Origin of the sequence: Metabacillus hrfriensis, from assembly GCF_030127205.1 — a bacterium.
Lineage (GTDB): Bacteria > Bacillota > Bacilli > Bacillales > Bacillaceae > Bacillus_P > Bacillus_P dongyingensis.
In genome coordinates this window covers 2,362,046-2,378,761 of the sequence record NZ_CP126116.1, presented here as the reverse complement: position 1 = coordinate 2,378,761, position 16,716 = coordinate 2,362,046, and the positions used below count along the sequence as shown (strand labels likewise).

Below are 16,716 nucleotides of genomic sequence, written 5' to 3'. Positions count from 1 at the left end.
TCGACCTAAACTTTCATTTGTCCTTCACGAACTAAACTGCCTCGTTAGTTAATTTAAGTGAAAGGCTTCACAATTCCCCGATGTATTTTTTCATAAAAATCCAATTTCGTTGAAAACGTGTCTCATCATTCTGGTCCTTTAACTAAAGAAAAAAGAAAAATCGAATCCTCCACAATCCTGCACTTTAATCGTCCCCTTTTGTTGAATAAAATACTTTAAGGTAGTCTCATGATGGGACTACCTTAAAGTTTCATCAATTTTTCTAAATTGTTTTTTACCGATTAATATATCAAATCAACAGTTATTTGAGCAGAATCACCGCTGGACAGTAATCCATCTTTCTTCATCTTAATAAATTAGCCGTAATAATCTAATACTTTCAAGATTGCCAAAAACTTTGGTATGTTTTCATAAAATATATATAAGACATAAGAATGCCATCTCCTAAAAATCAGCTGCGGAAATGATTTTTATACTTCTCATCTATTACATCTGGCAAATAAACATATTAAATAAACATCTTCGTCATAAATCAGATCATCTATTTCAGGATATTCATTTAATTACAAAGCCTCCCATTTTGAACTATGATATTTTGAACTTAACCTGCTTTAACGTCGCTACTATAAGAAAGCTGACAATCACTAATAAGAGCCATGAACTCACCTTTCCTAGATGAACGAGACTCCATGCGTTGGTTTGGTTTGGATATTCCCAAGCTCCAAAGAACGTTGCGATATTTTCCGCTATCCATATAAAAAATCCGATAAGCACAAAAGAAAGTGCGAGTGGCATACGGTAACGAGTTCCATTAATCTCGTATTTGACCCATGATTGCCAAAAGACGATCATGACAAGTCCAGATAACCACCAACGAATGTCAATCCAATAATGGTGGGTGAAAAAATTCAAATAGATTGCGGATGCAAGTGGTACTACGACCAAAAACGGCGGCCACTTAACTAGTTCAACCCTCAACCTCCTCCACGCCTGACAGAGATAACTCGCTACACTTGCGTACATAAATCCGCTATACAAAGGCACTTCAAAAACTTTGAAATATCCTTCCTCTGGATATGACCAGGAGCCCATATGTACCTTGAAAAGTTCCAGAGCGAGTCCAATAAGGTGGAACAAGGTGATAACCTTTAGTTCATCCCGTGTTTCAAGCCCAGAATGCACCATCCACCACTGCATGAGAAGGCAGATGATGAGCAGCCAGTCATACCGTGGCAGGAAGGGAAGCGGTATGATTTTTGTAAATGCCAAAGAGGCGAAAATAACGACAGGAAACAAACATGACAGTGCCTGCTCCCAACCAAAACGAACGAGCTGGTTTAGTGCTCTCATGATTTGTGCCTCCAATGGTTTTTTCTAAAAATATGCAAGTCCTGCTTAGTATAATAGCTAAATAGGCTTAGGGTTATGTGCATAGGTTCACCGCCGAATAACTTTCTTTTCCTTTTAAATATTCCTGCTATATTAATCCTTGGTGTCTTCATCACTTCGGTATTCCAAAATATCTCCGGGTTGACATTCTAAAGCCTTACAAATCGCCTCTAAAGTTGATAATCGAATCGCTTTTGCCTTTCCATTTTTTAATATAGAAAGGTTTGCCATTGTTATTCCAACCTTCTCCGAGAGTTCTGTTACGCTCATTTTCCTTTTAGCCAGCATCACATCAATATTGATTATAATTGCCATTATTTTCACCTCAGACTATTAAGTCATTTTCCGATTTTATATCAATCGCTTCTTTTAAAAGTCTTTGAAGAACAGCAGCGAATACTGCGATTACCATTGAAGCAAAGATAGAGACCATTCCGATTATTATGAGACCTGGGGCATCATCTAGATCTGCTACTAGAAAAACAAATGGCATAATGACCACATACAAACCACTGATTGTCATTGCACAGAATTTGATTTTCTTTAGAGCTTTAACAGACAATTCAGAGAAAGCTTGGTTCTTGTCAATATAGCTTAAAAGTTTAAAAGCCTTATACAATGCAATGTAAAACGGTATCGCTGATACATACATACCTATTAAAATGGGATATAGTATGTGGGCATAATCTGGATTTGCTGGATTATTTGCTAACCAAGGCAACCCAAAAATACACAAAGCAAGAACTGGAGTTCCAATTAGAAAAACAGCTATCTTCAAAAAGAGGGTTGAACCATGTTTCATAAAAAGCACCTCACTTATTTATTATTATTTGAATTTAACACGATATTTATTGATTTACAATAAATTTTTATCTATTATTGCGATATTTTTATTGCTATAAATGAAAACCCAAAAAAAAGCATTCTTTATTATCAAGAAATACTTCAAACAATTCGATATATAACTTTCTTTATTAACTTGCCCGTTGATGAATGAGAAAAAGCTGGAGCTCAACCGGCTGGATCTTTAGCAATCACCCCCAATTGTTGAATAACGGGTACATAGCTTATAGCCGAATACGTTAAATATCGCTGCTATTAATAATCAAGTGAGTGCCTAAAATTGCTCAACTCATAATTCTTCTTAAACTAGCTATCGAAAACAATCGTTTTTTAGACGGTTTCTATTTAAGTATCAAATATTAAAAAAGGCACCCAATTGTAAGAATTTCGTTTAAACAATAGGAGTGCAGTTCTTTTGGATACGCATCAATTTTTATTTTATATCCTAAGACATTTTTTTAGTTTTTTCATCACTTGCCACTTCTTCATCATATGGTGCACGGGTTCTCCAGAACTGAGCTAAGAATGTCCCTGTCACAACCTGCCATGCAGAAGCAAAAGCACAGGTGTAATACTTCTGGTGAAACGCCTGCTTCTTTAATTAATTGCTCTGTATCTTTCGCATCACTCCCAAAACCAGTATCGAAAAGGATCGGTAGCTGATCCTTAATAAGGATCATGTTTGCACTTGGAAATTTTTTTTCATAGAAAATAATACTGGATTTTTCATAAGCTCAAACTCCTTAAATTCATTGACTAAACGGTTATGGTCGAACGTTCAATCAATTCTTTCATTTATTTTTTCCTCAGTCGATTTACGTCTAAGATGGACACCACCGCAACGCAGCTGAAGCAACTCGAACAGCAAGATCCTGTAAATTAACAATTCGGCAACTAGATTCACCAATCCTACTTAACTAACACGCTGAGTTAGGTTAAGTAAAACCTTCACAAATTCCACGATATAATGATTATTTCAGCTTGCCAAAGATCCAATTATCATACTGTTGAATGATCAGAAGTTAACAGGTTTTGGTGATTTGTTGTACGAAAAAACGCTCAGAGCATTTTTACTCTAAACGTTATAATACAAGTGATTCGGTTACCCCATTTAAGCCACCGATTGTGGAAAAAAGACTATAAAACAGCCCTAAAGGCTGTTACTGTTAACTAATATTTTGGCCGATTCTTGGTTAACTTTTTGTAAGCATAGTTTAAGTAAAGAGTTAGTCACTCCCTTTTACGATTGTTTCCGTGGCTTAGTATTATCCCTTTTCTTTGTTATGTCGAAATCTAGCTACTGTTAACAATAACAAGGGAAGAATGAACCCCATTGTCATGTCATAGAGAGGCCAGTATTTTATAATGGCATTATTGTAATAGACGATGTTTGGAGAAACGACTAATGACAACACAATCATTATCATCCCGAGCGGAATAGTAAAAGGCCGATATTCTTTTAATCTTAATGTTTGTGCTAGACCTAATGAAGTTGCATAAAAATAAAGACCTATTTTGAAATATATGGTAATAAACCAAAGAATGGCCATTATCGCCTCTACTCTCTGAAAAAAATTACCAATATTGATCTTACGAGCCAATTCATAGCTTGGATAAATATGTCTGGCTGTTTGATCAGCACCTAAAACAAGGATTGTTAATGTAGTAATGACTATTAAAACGAGACCTCCTATCAATGCTCCAAGAAAAAGACTCTTTCTAATCTTTTGTTTCTCACTAACATAAGGAAGAATCATAAGGATCACAACTAGTTCCATAAAGGGGAAGGTAATAAAGGCAAAAGAGCCACGTATGATCGGTTTAAAACCTTCCTCTAGAATTGGTTTCATATTTTGAGTCTTTATTTCTGGCAAAAGAAAAATAGTTAAAATCAATAAAAGCAATAATAAAAAGGGAGAGAAAATTTCGGCGCTTCTAGCCACTGGCTCTAGTCCAAGGCGAGCCGCCATGATAATGGTGCATAGAAAAAGGCCATTAATCCATTGGACTGGAGTATCAGGCATGATATGAGTGGACAGGAAACTCCCAATTTGCCCTAAGTGAGCTGCTGCGGAAATGAACCAATAGCTCAAGAATAGGAAAGAAACCGTGATTCCTAGCCACTTCCCCAATATTTTTTCGCTATATTCAACCAATGTTAAATTAGGAAAGAGGATACTTGTAGAATGATATAAAAATACAATTAATGATCCTAAAATCACACTAACAATAGCAACAATCCATGCATCTTGTTTCGCTTCCATGGCAGGAATAGATGGCAACACTAAGATAGCATCCCCGATTGTTAACATGACAACGAGAATCAATAGTTGACGACTTCCGATTTTTCCGTTCTCAAGCATCTTCTTTCTCCTCATTACAATTTTATGTTAATTACTCATTTACTTATCCATTTAATACATTATTGTCAAAGATCAATCAAAGTACTCTTCAATAAGAAAACGTGTTTGGAAGGCTAAATATTTCTTTCCCTGATCTCCTACAAAGAAGTAAAAAGATTGATCGATTCTATGATCCTTCTTCCATTAAAGCGCCCTTTAATGGAAGAACTCCTGAGCTTTTATTAGCTGGTATTGTTGAAGATCATATACGTATTGTACTAAAGCACCCCTTTATTGAAGGTTAATATTCAATTCCAAATAGTAATTGACCGTGGGAAAGAGCAGCAGTCAACTTCAGCATATATGACTCATTCTAAAGTTGTAGGTAAAGTCCAACAATTTAGCCGAAGTATTAAGCGTTATTAAATAATAAGATAATAAATGTAACACTTAATCAAAGGAGGAAGAATGATGACAATTTTAGTAACAGGAGCGACCGGAAACGTTGGTCGCCATGTAGTCGCTCAGCTTGTCCAGGCCGGCCAGCGTGTTCGCGCGCTGACGCGCAACCCAGCTAATGCTAATCTGCCAGAAGGGGTGGAGGTCGTGTATGGTGACCTTTCTGCACCGGAGTCCCTTGCGCCTGCGCTACACGGCGTTACTGGCATTCACTTAATCACTTTTAGTAGTGAAGGTTTCGGCCCCCTGCAAACAGGACCCGAGATTGTTGAAATGGCCTTGAAGGCCGGGGTACGACGAGTCACGGTTTTGTGGAGCGGCGAGAAGGGACCTGTGGAGCAGGCCGTAGAAGCCAGCAGCCTTGAGTGGACCTATCTCCAGCCACCCTCTGAGTTTATGTCCAATGCACTTGTGTGGGTACCCCGACAATAATATAACCACCAATTGTGCTGCTTATATAAATTAAAAAACACCCTCTCATTTAGCATAGGTGGCATATTTCTATTAATTTTCCTTATCAGGAAAAACCAAAAACTGCTCTCTCTCATCATCTGTTAATTCTTCAGGGTCTTCTCCTTTTTTCTTACAATATTCAAATAACGCTCTAACTTTGATCCTTGGTTCATTTGGACCTGAAGGAATTGCATAAACTCCATCAGGGAAACCTTTAAAGGAATTAGTAATCGATGAAATGCTTAAATTAGGTCTAACAGATGAAATAGGCAGACAAAAGAATCCGTATTAAAATAATCCCATAAAATTATCTACTAACGAAGGTTTTAATTAACAAACGATTATGAATTACTAAAATAAAAACAGGGTTTGATTCTACACGATATGTAGATCAAACTCTGGTTTTATTTTAAACCTTAGTCAGCAACAATCTTTGAGAAAACAGCGTTTTTTAAATGCATTTAACTACCTAGCTACAAAAAGAACCTAGGAAAAATCCCAGGTTCTTTCTATCATTTAACGATAGATGATTTTAATTTGAAAGTGTAATACTTTTAAACTCCCAAATATTCATCATTATTTTTTATAATTCTACTTTCCATTTGATTTTTTTAAACTTTCTATATGAATATCTAACGAAGTCTAAAAATTTATAAGGTATTTTCACCGGAATCTTATACAACGTTTTTTTATAGATTTTATAGTACGCCTTTACTAAATCATCCCATTTTTCATCTTGACCCTCTTTATAGAAGTCAGATATATCCACAACATACCCCCTGCCATCCTTCATCATTACGTTTTTACCGTGAACATCATATGGATTTAAACCTTGGCTTCGAGCAAAAGTAAGAGCTTGATCGATATCTACAATGACACTCTCTGGTATTTTAATTCCTTTTGCGATTGCATCATAAAGAGTAATTCCGTCTAATCTTTTTAATACCAGATAATTTTGTCCCTTATATAGTAAGTTTGAAAACGCTGGATGTATGCCTAATTGGGTATATACATTCGCTTCTTTTTCTAAAGCTTCAAAACTTCTCCCATATACTTTGACAACTGCATTAGGATTAGATTTATGCGAAAATACAGCAGCATAATTCCCTGTCCCTAAGCATTTCCAATCCTTAGGGATATTTTTAGCAACAATTGGATCATATGGGCTTTTGCTTATTAGAATAACTTTATGAATAAGTTCTTTTTCTATCATATTTAAAAATGTGTTATTGATCATTAGACTTCCTCAAATTCGAGTTGGATTTTATATACTAATTTATTGAGAATTTAGCTTTGTTTAAACATGGCTCATAGCTAGCACCTTAATTTATAACATAGAATTAACTCTAAATGATTATATAAAATTCATCAACTTCTTCTTTATCTTCATCTATCCCTTGCTGCCACGTAATATTCTTTACTGGACGGAGACGGCCTGTAATAAAACCTGTTTCAGTACGGTTGGCACTCCTGATTGTTAAATTTTCGTCTTTATCAGCAATAATCTCTTTAAATTCTTTGAGTCATTTATATGGCTCCTTTGTTGTTTATTGCAAAGATTATAAACTGACATTTAAGTGAATTGATAAATTAGTATATATACTCTCCTCCTATATCAGATTTGGAAAAACTTAAATATTCGTTAACCTCATATTAAAAAACCGCTTTATAATTAAAGTGGTTTTTATAGTGTCAATTGATGTTTTAAAAGGGTCAGATTTTGTCTGACCCTTTCTTCTTGTATTCTTATTCATTTAATTCGACGCCTTAATCTGCTTTGTATAGAAAAAGCGTACAATGAAGAAATAAACAACCTGGATGGCTAAGAAAACACTTAGAACAATAACTGATTCCTTAAATAGGTTAAAATAGAACAGGTTTGATAACGCTGTAAGGGCTACAGCTCCGTGGATGAGAGCGACGAGTATTGGGGCGAAAAACAGAATCATCGTTTGTCTGTTTACTACTTTTTTCAGCTCTTTATCGGTAAGCCCCATTTTTGAAATTGACTTGAATTTTTGTTTATCCTCATCCAAATCCATGTAAAGTCGGAAGTAAAGGAAGCTGCCGGCTGATACGAAAAAGACAATCCCGATAAATAACCCGACAAATAATATTGGTCCGTATCCTTTCATAATTTCATATATTTCATATTCTACCGACATAATTTCATATCTTGGTAATTTTTCGTACAGCTTTTCAGAGGCGGCCATTACTCCTTTTTCTCCATCTGTTGCTTGCCACGCATAATAGCTTTGTTCATCCTCTGGTTCAGGAAGCTTTTGATAATCCTGATCTGAAACTATATAATAGGAATCTGTTGCAGGCAATGCTTTTGAATGTAGGACTTCCTTTGGTTTCAACGTTGCACCTGAAGTTAGTGTAATCGTTTCATTTAGTAGTTCCGTTGTTTGTCCAAAATTTGTTCCTTCAAATTCCACAACCATGACTTGCCCTTCTATTATGTCAGTGGTTTCTGTTTCTTCACCAATTAGAGCGGCAAAGCGGTTAAAATCGGATTCGCTTGTGATCAGAAAGGTATCCTGTCCAATTGGATAATAGCGTAAGTCCGTGTGCTCTGACTTTGTTTCAATTTTCTCTTCTTTTAATGTTTGATTGATAAACGCTACATTCTGTTCTTCATTTTCTTCACTTGTTTTATAGGAAAACGTGGTTGAATTCGTCGCTTTTATGCTTGATGTTAAGAAAGTTTGAAAGCCGAATAATGAACCAATGGCACAAAACGCAACCGTTGAAACCATCGCGACCATGAAAAAAGTGCGCGCATTATCCTTCATGCGAAAGGCTAAATCCGAAAACAGCAGCATATTGGTTTTAAACCAAAAAACAAAACACGTTCATTCTTCTTTAACCTTCTAATAATAAAAACACTTAATTGCGTAAATAACAAGTAGGTACCAATACAAACAACGATAATAACTGGCACCATTGCGGCTACAACCATCGTTCCTTCTACTAGTAAGGCAACAGCATACCCTGCCGCTAATAAAAGTACAGCTAACAACGTTAAAAAAAGGTTCGCTCTTGGCTCACCCTTTGATATTTTATTCCCTTTAATTAATTCAATCAGCTTTTTACTACGCAGAACATACGTAACAAATAATGAAATAAAGAAAAATAAAATAATAAAGGAAACAAAGGTGATCATGATTGCTTTCGTTGGAAAATAAAAAGACAGCGCACGTTCAATAATCAATACATTTTCAGCTAATAGTAAAATAGCCTTAGCAAAAACAACGCCAAGGAGTATACCGCCTAGTGTTGCTAAAAATCCAATGAACATATTTTCTAAAAACACCATTAAACGGATTTGTTTCATTGACATGCCTTGCATCACTAATAAACCAAACTCTTTTTTCCGAGATTGTAAAAACGAGCTCATCGAATATAAGACAAAAAAGAAGGAAAACACATAAATAATCCCTGCTGCTGCATTCATTCCTTTCGTTACACTTGAGCTCATATCATCCCCGCTCAATACAGGATGATTCGCAAAAATGGAGAAGGTAAAAAAGACCATGACCGTAAATAAGCTACTAAGAAAGTAGGCTGCATATAACCGTTTATTACGTATGACGTTATTAAACGCGAACTGTCGAAAGGTCATGCGCATCCCCTCCCAATAAAGAAAGTGTATCAATGATCTTTTGGAAAAAGGCTTGGCGATTTTCACCACGGTGAATCTCCGAATAGAACTTTCCGTCACGAATAAAGACGACCCGATTACAATAGCTCGCTGCTTGCGCATCATGTGTTACGAGCATCATGGTTGTCTTCTCATTTTTATTAATGGATTCAAGCATTTCCATAACATCCTTTGAAGACTTGGAATCAAGATTTCCTGTTGGTTCATCCGCTAATAGCAGCTTAGGTGTATGAATCATCGCTCTTGCAACAGCTGCTCTTTGCGCTTGCCCGCCGGATATTTCATACGTCCGTTTTTTCATAATGCCTGTAATCCCTAATTTTTCGGCGATTTCATATGCCTTTTCCTTCATTTCCTTCACTTTTTTTCCGTCTAATGTTAACGGCAGAACAATATTTTCTTCAACCGTTAAAGTATGAAGCAGATTAAAGTCCTGGAAGACAAAGCCTAATTCACGGCGACGAAATTTGGCTAGCTCTTCTTTTTTTAATTTGTGTGGATTACTTCCATTGATCAGGATCTCTCCTGTTGTCGGTTCATCAATAGTGGCAATCATGTTTAGCAAGGTTGTTTTCCCGCTTCCTGATGGACCCATGACTCCAACAAATTCCCCTGCTTCAATCGTTAAATCGATATCAGTTAACGCCCGGTAGGCGATCTTTCCTTCATAAATCTTGCTCACTTGTTTCACGTTTAGCATCACAAGTTCTCCTTTCATTCAATTCCTTTGACTTGTGACCAGTATAGCTCCTATTCATTCTTCAAAAAATCGATTTCACTTTCACTTTCCTTACATCGTTGTAAGGTTTTGTGTTGTTCCAAAAATGATTCGAAAGGTTGCACCCTCTCCAGCCTTTGATTCAAGCTCGAGACGATGTTCAAGATGCTCGGCTGCCTCCTTCGTTAAATACAGCCCCATACCGGTTGATTCTCTAAATTTCCGTCCATTTTCACCTGTATAAAAAGGGTCAAATACACGCCGCTTGTCCGATTCTGGAATCCCTACGCCATAGTCCTTCACCTCTAAAACAGCCTCTCCCTCATTTTCATAAATGGCAAGATCAATTTTATGACTCTTGCCTTTTGAATACTTAACTGCGTTATTGATAAGCTGTGAAAGGATAAAGAACAGCCATTTTTCATCCGTCTCAACGATCATATCCTGTTTTTGCTGCAGCAAATTCGGATACACCTTGTTCCGAATATAGAATCGTTTATTTTCACTATTTACTTCATTCACCATTTTAGTCAAATTTACAGGCTTGATATGAAAATCCTGTTCGATTGTCCGAAGTCGAGCCATATAGAGAATAGTGTTTAAGCCTGTTTTCATCCGGTCTGTCTCTTCTCGGATACTGGATGAGTCAGGTTCATCCAAATTTTGCGCGATAAGCTCAATGACAGAAAGCGGTGTTTTCATCTGATGGACCCATTGATCCATAAACGTTAAGTGTTCATCCTGCTTAGATTCCAATGCTTTTATTTTTGTTTGATAAAGCTTGTATTGATCCTTTAAGAGATGATCAAGCGCCTCTGATATGGGGGAATGTTCAGTTGTTTGGAAGGAATCGTCAAGGGATTCAAGTGAGTTAGTAAGCCTTAAATAATACCTGCGACGACTAAAATAGTGGTAAGCAAGATAACCCGTGAGAAAGAAAAGACCGAGAAAGATCGCATAAAGGGCTGGTAACAGATTACGATAGCCATCAAGCCAATAGATGCCGAGAATAAGAAAAAATTGGATCATTTGTACGGCAATTAATAATGCATGCTCTTTAAAGAATAATTTCATTTTTCTTCAACCTTTCACCATGTCACATTCAAACGATAGCCTGCACCCCTCACTGTTTCGACCGCTCCAGGAATCCCGACTGCTTCAAATTTTTTTCGAACTCTCGTAATATTCACATTTAACGTATTTTCATCCACATATACTTGTTCATCCCATAGTTTTTCCAGCAAGTCTTCACGACCGGCAACACGAGGATATCGTTCGAGTAAACTTTCGATTATGTCTGCTTCTTTTTTTGATAGTGGGACGGTTTTATCACGAAATGACAATTCCAGTCTTTCCGGGAATAGCTTTAATCCCTCTGTCTCTAAAATTCGTTCTTGGGCCTGTGATGCATATTCCCCGTAAGCACGACGAAGCTGACTGCGAATTTTTGCCATCACAATTTCAGGATGAAACGGCTTTGTGATAAAATCATCGCCGCCATTTTCGAGCGCCATCACCTGGTCCATCTCCCCTACTCGTGCGGAAATAAATATAACTGGACAGATCGACTCCTTCCGTATTTGCCTGCACCAGTAATAGCCATCAAAGCTAGGAAGATTTATATCTAATAGGACAAGGTCTGGTTTCTGCTTATGAAACTCGTCCATAACATCATCGAAATTTTCCGTAAAGATGGCACTGTAGCCATATTTCACCAAATTTGATTTTAGGTGCTCCGCAATTTTTGGATCATCCTCAATAATTAATACTTTTTGCATCCTCTCACTCCTTTGTCTCTAGAAAATTATGCCATACAAAAAATGTGAATTCAAAACACATATCCAACCTTACAAGAATGTAAGGCACACTTATCTGCATTAGTCTAACAATTTGCAAAGAATAACACTGCTGCTATTACAATTATGGAACCTTGATTTAAGAAAAGATTGCAACAAATGGTCGTAATTATGATAAATTAGATAGAAAATTTTGGAGGTTTGATGAGATATGGAGACTTTAAGAAAGGAAGGCATAGATGGAAATTTCAATAAAAATTAGATTATTTTTAGGTATCATACTATTTATATTTTCAATTCCGTTATGTAGAAACATACAAAGACCCTTGGGACTATGTTATAAACTTTGAAGATGTTTATATTTCCATCAATGTAAACTAAAGAGGTTCTGAAAAACTATCCTGTTAAAGTAGGACAAGAAGGATTAAATCAAGATACTCATTACGTTTCTTATTGGATTGTAGAAAATAAGAAAACGAATAAGCAATCTTTCTTAATTGTTCTACAAAAGAATGGAGCTAGACAGAAGGAACTCCCTAATGGTGAAGGTTTTGTTCCACAAGAAAAACTTAAGTATTTATATTTTGGTGGATCAGCATATTATACGGATGCTTGGTTCAGCTATCCTATTTTCTTTTTTCCTTTTAGTTATCCTTTCTTGACTACAATTTTGGGTCTAATATTGATATTAGTGAGCATTAAATATAAAGTTCTCTTTAATAAAACCACTTAATTTGAACAGAATTCTTGAAACCACTCTTCAACTATCCTGCCCTTTACTTCAATAAGAAGAGGCGACACTTTGTTAAGCAATCGCCCCCGATTGTTGAAGATCATTTATGTTGTCTTATCGAAGAATAGCGGCCGATTATTGAACAAGGAAAGCGATACTCTTGTTATTCAAGCATGGCCTCCTTAAATTAATTAAAAAGCAAATGTAATTTTAATAATTAGAAATTTCGACTAGATTACCATCTGGATCCCTAGTATAAATAGATGTTATCGATCCTAATGCTCCCGTTCTTTTTACTGGACCTTCTTCAATAAGTGCTCCGTAACTATCTAAATGGTCTATTACATCTAACATAGAAACATCTGTGATAAAACATAAATCAGCCGTACCAGACATCGGTGTTTTTGCTTTTGGTTCGAATTCTTTGCCTGCTTCATGTAGGTTTATTTTCTGCTCTCCAAAGTGTAGTGCCTTTCTTCCCGCTCCAAATGTGATTACTTCCATTCCTAAAACTTGGCTATAAAATTCACATGTTTTATCAATATTCTTTACAGTCAAAACCAAATGATCTAATTTAGAAATTTTCATTGAATCATCCCATTTTATTCTTTAAAGCAAATAATACGATTTAGTTCCTTTTTTATCTATTTATTATTCGTGCACGGTCACAATTACTCCATCCATATTGTTGCCTGAAATCTCATAATAGAGATCCTCTGGTACTTTAATTGGACTGCTATGAGAAATGGAGTAATAGGTAACAGTATATTTTTTCTCGTTAACACTAGCAGAAATGTTCTTTTCTTCTTTTAGATAATCCAAATATTCTTCCAAAGCTAAATTCTTATCCTTCATAATCGCGCTGTGAGGCAAGCCAACATAGCGGATATGCCACGGTTCATATTGAATTCCTGTGACATCTGTTTTATCCTTTGGATAGCGTAAAATAAAGCCGTATTTCCAAGCATTTTCTTCTATCCACTTTCCTTCTGGTGCTTCACTCATCTTCATTTGAGTAGATCCTACATCAAGTGATAAACCCAAATTGTGTTCGCTAAAACCTGCTGGCAAGGCATAGTCAGAGCCCATTTCTTGGTAAAGTACACTTTGCTCTTCAAATTCTCGAAAGCCACTATTAATTAAAAAATGACGAACTCCTTCTTTTTCAGCAGCAGTTGTCATCTCTGAAAAATTACGTGCGACATCCTCTGACAATTTAATATCACTATTCAGTAACTCGTATCCCTTTATCAATTCTTTATGCTTAAATAAATTTACGACATCTGATTTTATACTCTCTTGGTGAACAGGATATTCCTTGTTGACCAAGAGTAGATTTCCTTGATAGATCTGATCTTCTGCAATCTCATTGTTTTGGATACGTTCAGAAGTTCCTAAATAATTTATATTATCTTGATGATTTTGAGCATTTTTTTGAAACTCTACTTTATCTTGAAACAACGGTGTTATATTTCCGATAGCAAATCCCAAACACAATATTAAAAAAAATAAAAATCCCCACGTCTTCATTTTCAATTTCCCCCTTGATCTTACTTGCTTTAGAATAGGAGAAACTATTTAAAAAAAGAGTAGGGTAAATATTAAATTTTTCTTAAATCATTTACTTGGATATTAAGTTTGATTATTTGGTACACTGTCCTGCGGTAAACGAACCTCAAATATCGTACGTATTAAACTACTTTCTGCAGTAATCGTTCCATTATGTTGCTCCACAATATTCTTCGCAATGAACAAGCCAAGACCTGTGCTGTCTTCTTGTTGAGTTCGTGCTTTGTCACCGGTATAAAACATATCAAAAACATGCGGCAGTTCATTCGGTGGAATACTATCTCCATAATTCACAATCTGAACAACCACTTCTCCTGAATCAATAAAGCCGTTAATATCTACAAACTGGCCATCGTATCCATAACGATTGGCATTGGTCAGAAGATTTTCAAACACTCGTGCTAACAATTCTCCGTCACCAACAAAAGGTAAATGAGGAGGAATGTCCATTCGGGCCATCAAATGGTTTTTCTCGAAAAGCGGGTACAACTCTTCCGTTAATTGATGGAGCAGGTCAGATAAATTAATTCGCTTTTTATTCACGGGCAGCTTGCCATAGTTCATTCTCGTTATTTCGAATAATTCATCTATAAGTCGTTCTAAACGCTGAGATTTGGTAAAAGCAATCGTTAAAAAATGTTTAACCTGTACTTTCTTCAAATTCTCTTCTTTTAGTACCAAATCCAAATAGCCTAAAACAGAGGTAAGCGGTGTCCGTAAATCATGTGCCAAATTGACGACCAACTGATCCTTGCTGCTTTCCGAAAAATCTCCTCTTTCTACAGCTTGTTTCAATTTTTTACTTGCCAAATTAATATCATGGGCAATATCTCGAAATTCATCATTTGACTTGATTTGAATTTGATGTGAAAAGTCTCCCCGAGAGAGATAATGGATTCCGATTGAAATCTCGTTAAAATAGCTAGAATATCGCTTCGTGAGTAAGTAAAAGAACATAAACGAAAGCGGGATAAATAGTAGTAAAAAGACGTTAATGTCGCCAAATTGTTTCATAATTTTCCGATAATATTCCAGTCGGTCACCATACTGGGCATTCGATTGATAATAGAATTGGAGTGATTTAAAGACTATAAACGTTATAATTCCAGAAAAAATCATACTTAAACCAAATAATAGCACCATCTTTGAACGAAAGCTGTGTACCATTTTAACCATTGAAGGAATACCCAACTCCCCACACGGTTTTAATCCATTTGTGGTTCTGTTTGCCGTCTTCAAGTTTTTTCCGCAACGTACGAATATGTACCATGACAGTATTGCCACTTTCAAAGTATGCTTCTCCCCACACATGTTGAAAAATATTTTCAACACTATAAACCTTCTTTGGATGACTCGCAAGTAAATACAAAATGGCAAACTCTTTCGGAGTAAGCTCGATGGTTTTACCGTATAAAACAACGGTCCGCTCCTCAGGGGATATCACAAATCCGCCAAACTCCAAACTCGATTTAATATCTATCTTGGGTTGATTTAACTTCATAAAGCGCCGAAGCTGCGCATTTACACGGGCCACCAATTCAATCGGGGTAAATGGTTTTGTCATATAATCATCGGCTCCAATCACCAGTCCGTGGACTTTATCGAAGTCAGATGTTTTAGCACTTAAAAAAATGATAGGCAAATTATATTGTTCGCGAATTAGGCGCGTTACTTCATATCCATCGATTTTCGGCATCATAATATCTAGAATTAGCAAATCAATCGACTGAGTCTGGATAGCATGAATGGCTTCTTGCCCATCAGATACTTTAATGACATGGTATCCTTCTTTTTCTAAATGGATGGCAATCAAATCAGCAATCTCCTCCTCATCATCAGCTATTAAAATCGAAATACGTTTCATCTACTCCACTCCTATATAAAGTTGCATTAAGTTAATTTATAATCTAATGATTAAACTATACGCAGCTGAACGCTTCAAAAAACCTCGCTGTTTTTGGCGGGATGCCTTATCAGCATGATCTTAATTAGCATGGCAGTTAATTGAATAATTTAGAGCTTCTTTTTATTTTCTATTATTCCCTTTACTTATTCAAGAATATGGCCCGATTTTTGAACAAAAAGGGGAACCATCTTCAATTAAACTGCCCTTTAGCTTAATAAGGAAAAAGGACAACAGTTGAAATCCAATGTTTTAGACAAAAGAATAACGGTATTGTTCTCAGAAAATCAAATGATATTTAGGTTTTAAAGTTATCTCGATTATACTTATATATCTGTCAGACTTGCCGTGAAACAAACGAATTTTTGAATTTTTCCTTTTTATTTTCACAAATCTCAATTTTACTAACAGATAGTAATTCAAGATATGACATTACTTTATTTGTTTTCTATTCCTTAACACTTAAAGAAAATTCGTGATAAAAAGGAGAAATGCTTATTTCATATAATTCATATTGATTTTCAAAAACAAAAGTTAAATTATCATAATAAAAAGGATCTGTTTCATCTTTCCTCTGTGGAATTGCCCCAAATACAGAAATTAGGTCTAATTCTTCTGGAATCACCATCATTATCTCTCCTATTGAGTTAAATACAATTTTATATCTCATAATCACCCACTTTAAACAATCGTCATATTGAACAATTTATGCGCGATTTTTCAATATGAAATGGCGATCACGCGGTGCTGCAATCGCCCCCGAATGATGAACAGTCCTATTTTTTAATTAATTTGGAATTCCTGGCACTCATCACTTGGATCGCTTATGAATATCCAGTCCTGT

14 protein-coding genes and 1 pseudogene are annotated in these 16,716 nt (G+C 35.9%); 1 reads left to right on the top strand and 14 read right to left on the bottom strand.

Annotated features, from left to right (window positions below; genetic code table 11):
• Nucleotides 1–585 precede the first annotated feature (585 nt).
• From QLQ22_RS11795 to QLQ22_RS11780, 4 genes are all read right to left on the bottom strand, one after another.
• On the bottom strand, nucleotides 586–1,350 hold the full coding sequence (locus QLQ22_RS11795) for a DUF817 domain-containing protein (RefSeq protein ID WP_223442663.1): 765 nt from the start codon (nucleotides 1,348–1,350) through the stop codon (nucleotides 586–588).
• A 132-nt stretch (nucleotides 1,351–1,482) separates the two neighbouring features.
• On the bottom strand, nucleotides 1,483–1,704 hold the full coding sequence (locus QLQ22_RS11790; RefSeq protein ID WP_223442659.1) for a helix-turn-helix domain-containing protein: 222 nt from the start codon (nucleotides 1,702–1,704) through the stop codon (nucleotides 1,483–1,485).
• 10 nt (nucleotides 1,705–1,714) lie between these two features.
• Nucleotides 1,715–2,191 (bottom strand): DUF2975 domain-containing protein, encoded by a 477-nt coding sequence (locus QLQ22_RS11785; protein WP_284016663.1) that lies wholly within the window; start codon nucleotides 2,189–2,191, stop codon nucleotides 1,715–1,717.
• Nucleotides 2,192–3,497: 1,306 nt separating this feature from the next.
• Nucleotides 3,498–4,595, bottom strand: coding sequence for a GerAB/ArcD/ProY family transporter (locus QLQ22_RS11780; RefSeq protein WP_223442653.1), 1,098 nt, complete (start codon nucleotides 4,593–4,595; stop codon nucleotides 3,498–3,500).
• Nucleotides 4,596–5,045: 450 nt separating this feature from the next.
• Here QLQ22_RS11780 and QLQ22_RS11775 point away from each other — a divergent pair, with 450 nt between their 5' ends.
• Nucleotides 5,046–5,465 (top strand): SDR family oxidoreductase, encoded by a 420-nt coding sequence (locus QLQ22_RS11775; RefSeq protein ID WP_284016662.1) that lies wholly within the window; start codon nucleotides 5,046–5,048, stop codon nucleotides 5,463–5,465.
• A 604-nt stretch (nucleotides 5,466–6,069) separates the two neighbouring features.
• On the opposite strand, the gene QLQ22_RS11770 is transcribed toward QLQ22_RS11775, so the two are convergent.
• The 10 genes and pseudogenes from QLQ22_RS11770 to QLQ22_RS11725 form a co-directional block, all read right to left on the bottom strand.
• Entirely contained in the window at nucleotides 6,070–6,723 is a 654-nt protein-coding gene (locus QLQ22_RS11770; protein ID WP_284016661.1) for a serine/threonine protein kinase, read from the bottom strand.
• A 517-nt stretch (nucleotides 6,724–7,240) separates the two neighbouring features.
• Nucleotides 7,241–9,114: pseudogene (locus QLQ22_RS11765) on the bottom strand (ABC transporter permease).
• The gene (locus QLQ22_RS11760; RefSeq protein WP_252208650.1) at nucleotides 9,089–9,853 is read right to left on the bottom strand and encodes an ABC transporter ATP-binding protein; all 765 of its coding nucleotides are present in this window, start codon (nucleotides 9,851–9,853) and stop codon (nucleotides 9,089–9,091) included. The pseudogene QLQ22_RS11765 and the gene QLQ22_RS11760 overlap by 26 nt, the downstream one beginning before the upstream one ends.
• Nucleotides 9,854–9,943: 90 nt before the next feature.
• Entirely contained in the window at nucleotides 9,944–10,945 is a 1,002-nt protein-coding gene (locus QLQ22_RS11755) for a sensor histidine kinase (protein ID WP_284016660.1), read from the bottom strand.
• Between the two features lie 14 nt (nucleotides 10,946–10,959).
• A complete protein-coding gene (locus QLQ22_RS11750; RefSeq protein WP_284016659.1) occupies nucleotides 10,960–11,649 on the bottom strand; it encodes a response regulator transcription factor in 690 nt (229 codons plus the stop codon).
• Nucleotides 11,650–12,610: 961 nt separating this feature from the next.
• Nucleotides 12,611–12,988, bottom strand: coding sequence for a VOC family protein (locus QLQ22_RS11745; protein WP_223442634.1), 378 nt, complete (start codon nucleotides 12,986–12,988; stop codon nucleotides 12,611–12,613).
• 63 nt (nucleotides 12,989–13,051) lie between these two features.
• Nucleotides 13,052–13,930 carry a VanY-A/VanY-F/VanY-M family D-Ala-D-Ala carboxypeptidase gene (vanY, locus tag QLQ22_RS11740; protein WP_223442631.1) on the bottom strand — a complete coding sequence of 293 codons (879 nt, stop codon included), beginning with the start codon at nucleotides 13,928–13,930 and terminating at the stop codon, nucleotides 13,052–13,054.
• A 102-nt stretch (nucleotides 13,931–14,032) separates the two neighbouring features.
• Entirely contained in the window at nucleotides 14,033–15,145 is a 1,113-nt protein-coding gene (locus QLQ22_RS11735; protein WP_284016658.1) for a HAMP domain-containing sensor histidine kinase, read from the bottom strand.
• Nucleotides 15,138–15,833: a vancomycin resistance response regulator transcription factor, VanR-F/VanR-M family gene (vanR, locus tag QLQ22_RS11730; RefSeq protein WP_223442624.1), complete on the bottom strand. Its 696-nt coding sequence runs from the start codon at nucleotides 15,831–15,833 to the stop codon at nucleotides 15,138–15,140. The genes QLQ22_RS11735 and vanR overlap by 8 nt, the downstream gene beginning before the upstream one ends.
• A 487-nt stretch (nucleotides 15,834–16,320) precedes the next feature.
• Nucleotides 16,321–16,500, bottom strand: a complete 180-nt coding sequence (locus QLQ22_RS11725; RefSeq protein ID WP_223442621.1) for a hypothetical protein — start codon at nucleotides 16,498–16,500, stop codon at nucleotides 16,321–16,323.
• Between the last annotated feature and the right edge of the window lie 216 nt (nucleotides 16,501–16,716).

Bases quoted from the DNA above. Each gene is read 5' to 3' on its own strand.
- QLQ22_RS11790 (WP_223442659.1), bottom strand. From the start codon at position 1,704: ATGGCAATTATAATCAATATTGATGTGATGCTGGCTAAAAGGAAAATG.
- vanY (WP_223442631.1), bottom strand. From the start codon at position 13,930: ATGAAGACGTGGGGATTTTTATTTTTTTTAATATTGTGTTTGGGATTT.
- QLQ22_RS11755 (WP_284016660.1), bottom strand. From the start codon at position 10,945: ATGAAATTATTCTTTAAAGAGCATGCATTATTAATTGCCGTACAAATG.
- QLQ22_RS11780 (WP_223442653.1), bottom strand. From the start codon at position 4,595: ATGCTTGAGAACGGAAAAATCGGAAGTCGTCAACTATTGATTCTCGTT.
- QLQ22_RS11745 (WP_223442634.1), bottom strand. From the start codon at position 12,988: ATGAAAATTTCTAAATTAGATCATTTGGTTTTGACTGTAAAGAATATT.
- QLQ22_RS11760 (WP_252208650.1), bottom strand. From the start codon at position 9,853: ATGCTAAACGTGAAACAAGTGAGCAAGATTTATGAAGGAAAGATCGCC.
- QLQ22_RS11770 (WP_284016661.1), bottom strand. From the start codon at position 6,723: ATGATCAATAACACATTTTTAAATATGATAGAAAAAGAACTTATTCAT.
- QLQ22_RS11795 (WP_223442663.1), bottom strand. From the start codon at position 1,350: ATGAGAGCACTAAACCAGCTCGTTCGTTTTGGTTGGGAGCAGGCACTG.
- vanR (WP_223442624.1), bottom strand. From the start codon at position 15,833: ATGAAACGTATTTCGATTTTAATAGCTGATGATGAGGAGGAGATTGCT.
- QLQ22_RS11785 (WP_284016663.1), bottom strand. From the start codon at position 2,191: ATGAAACATGGTTCAACCCTCTTTTTGAAGATAGCTGTTTTTCTAATT.
- QLQ22_RS11775 (WP_284016662.1), top strand. From the start codon at position 5,046: ATGACAATTTTAGTAACAGGAGCGACCGGAAACGTTGGTCGCCATGTA.
- QLQ22_RS11725 (WP_223442621.1), bottom strand. From the start codon at position 16,500: ATGGTGATTCCAGAAGAATTAGACCTAATTTCTGTATTTGGGGCAATT.
- QLQ22_RS11735 (WP_284016658.1), bottom strand. From the start codon at position 15,145: ATGGTTAAAATGGTACACAGCTTTCGTTCAAAGATGGTGCTATTATTT.
- QLQ22_RS11750 (WP_284016659.1), bottom strand. From the start codon at position 11,649: ATGCAAAAAGTATTAATTATTGAGGATGATCCAAAAATTGCGGAGCAC.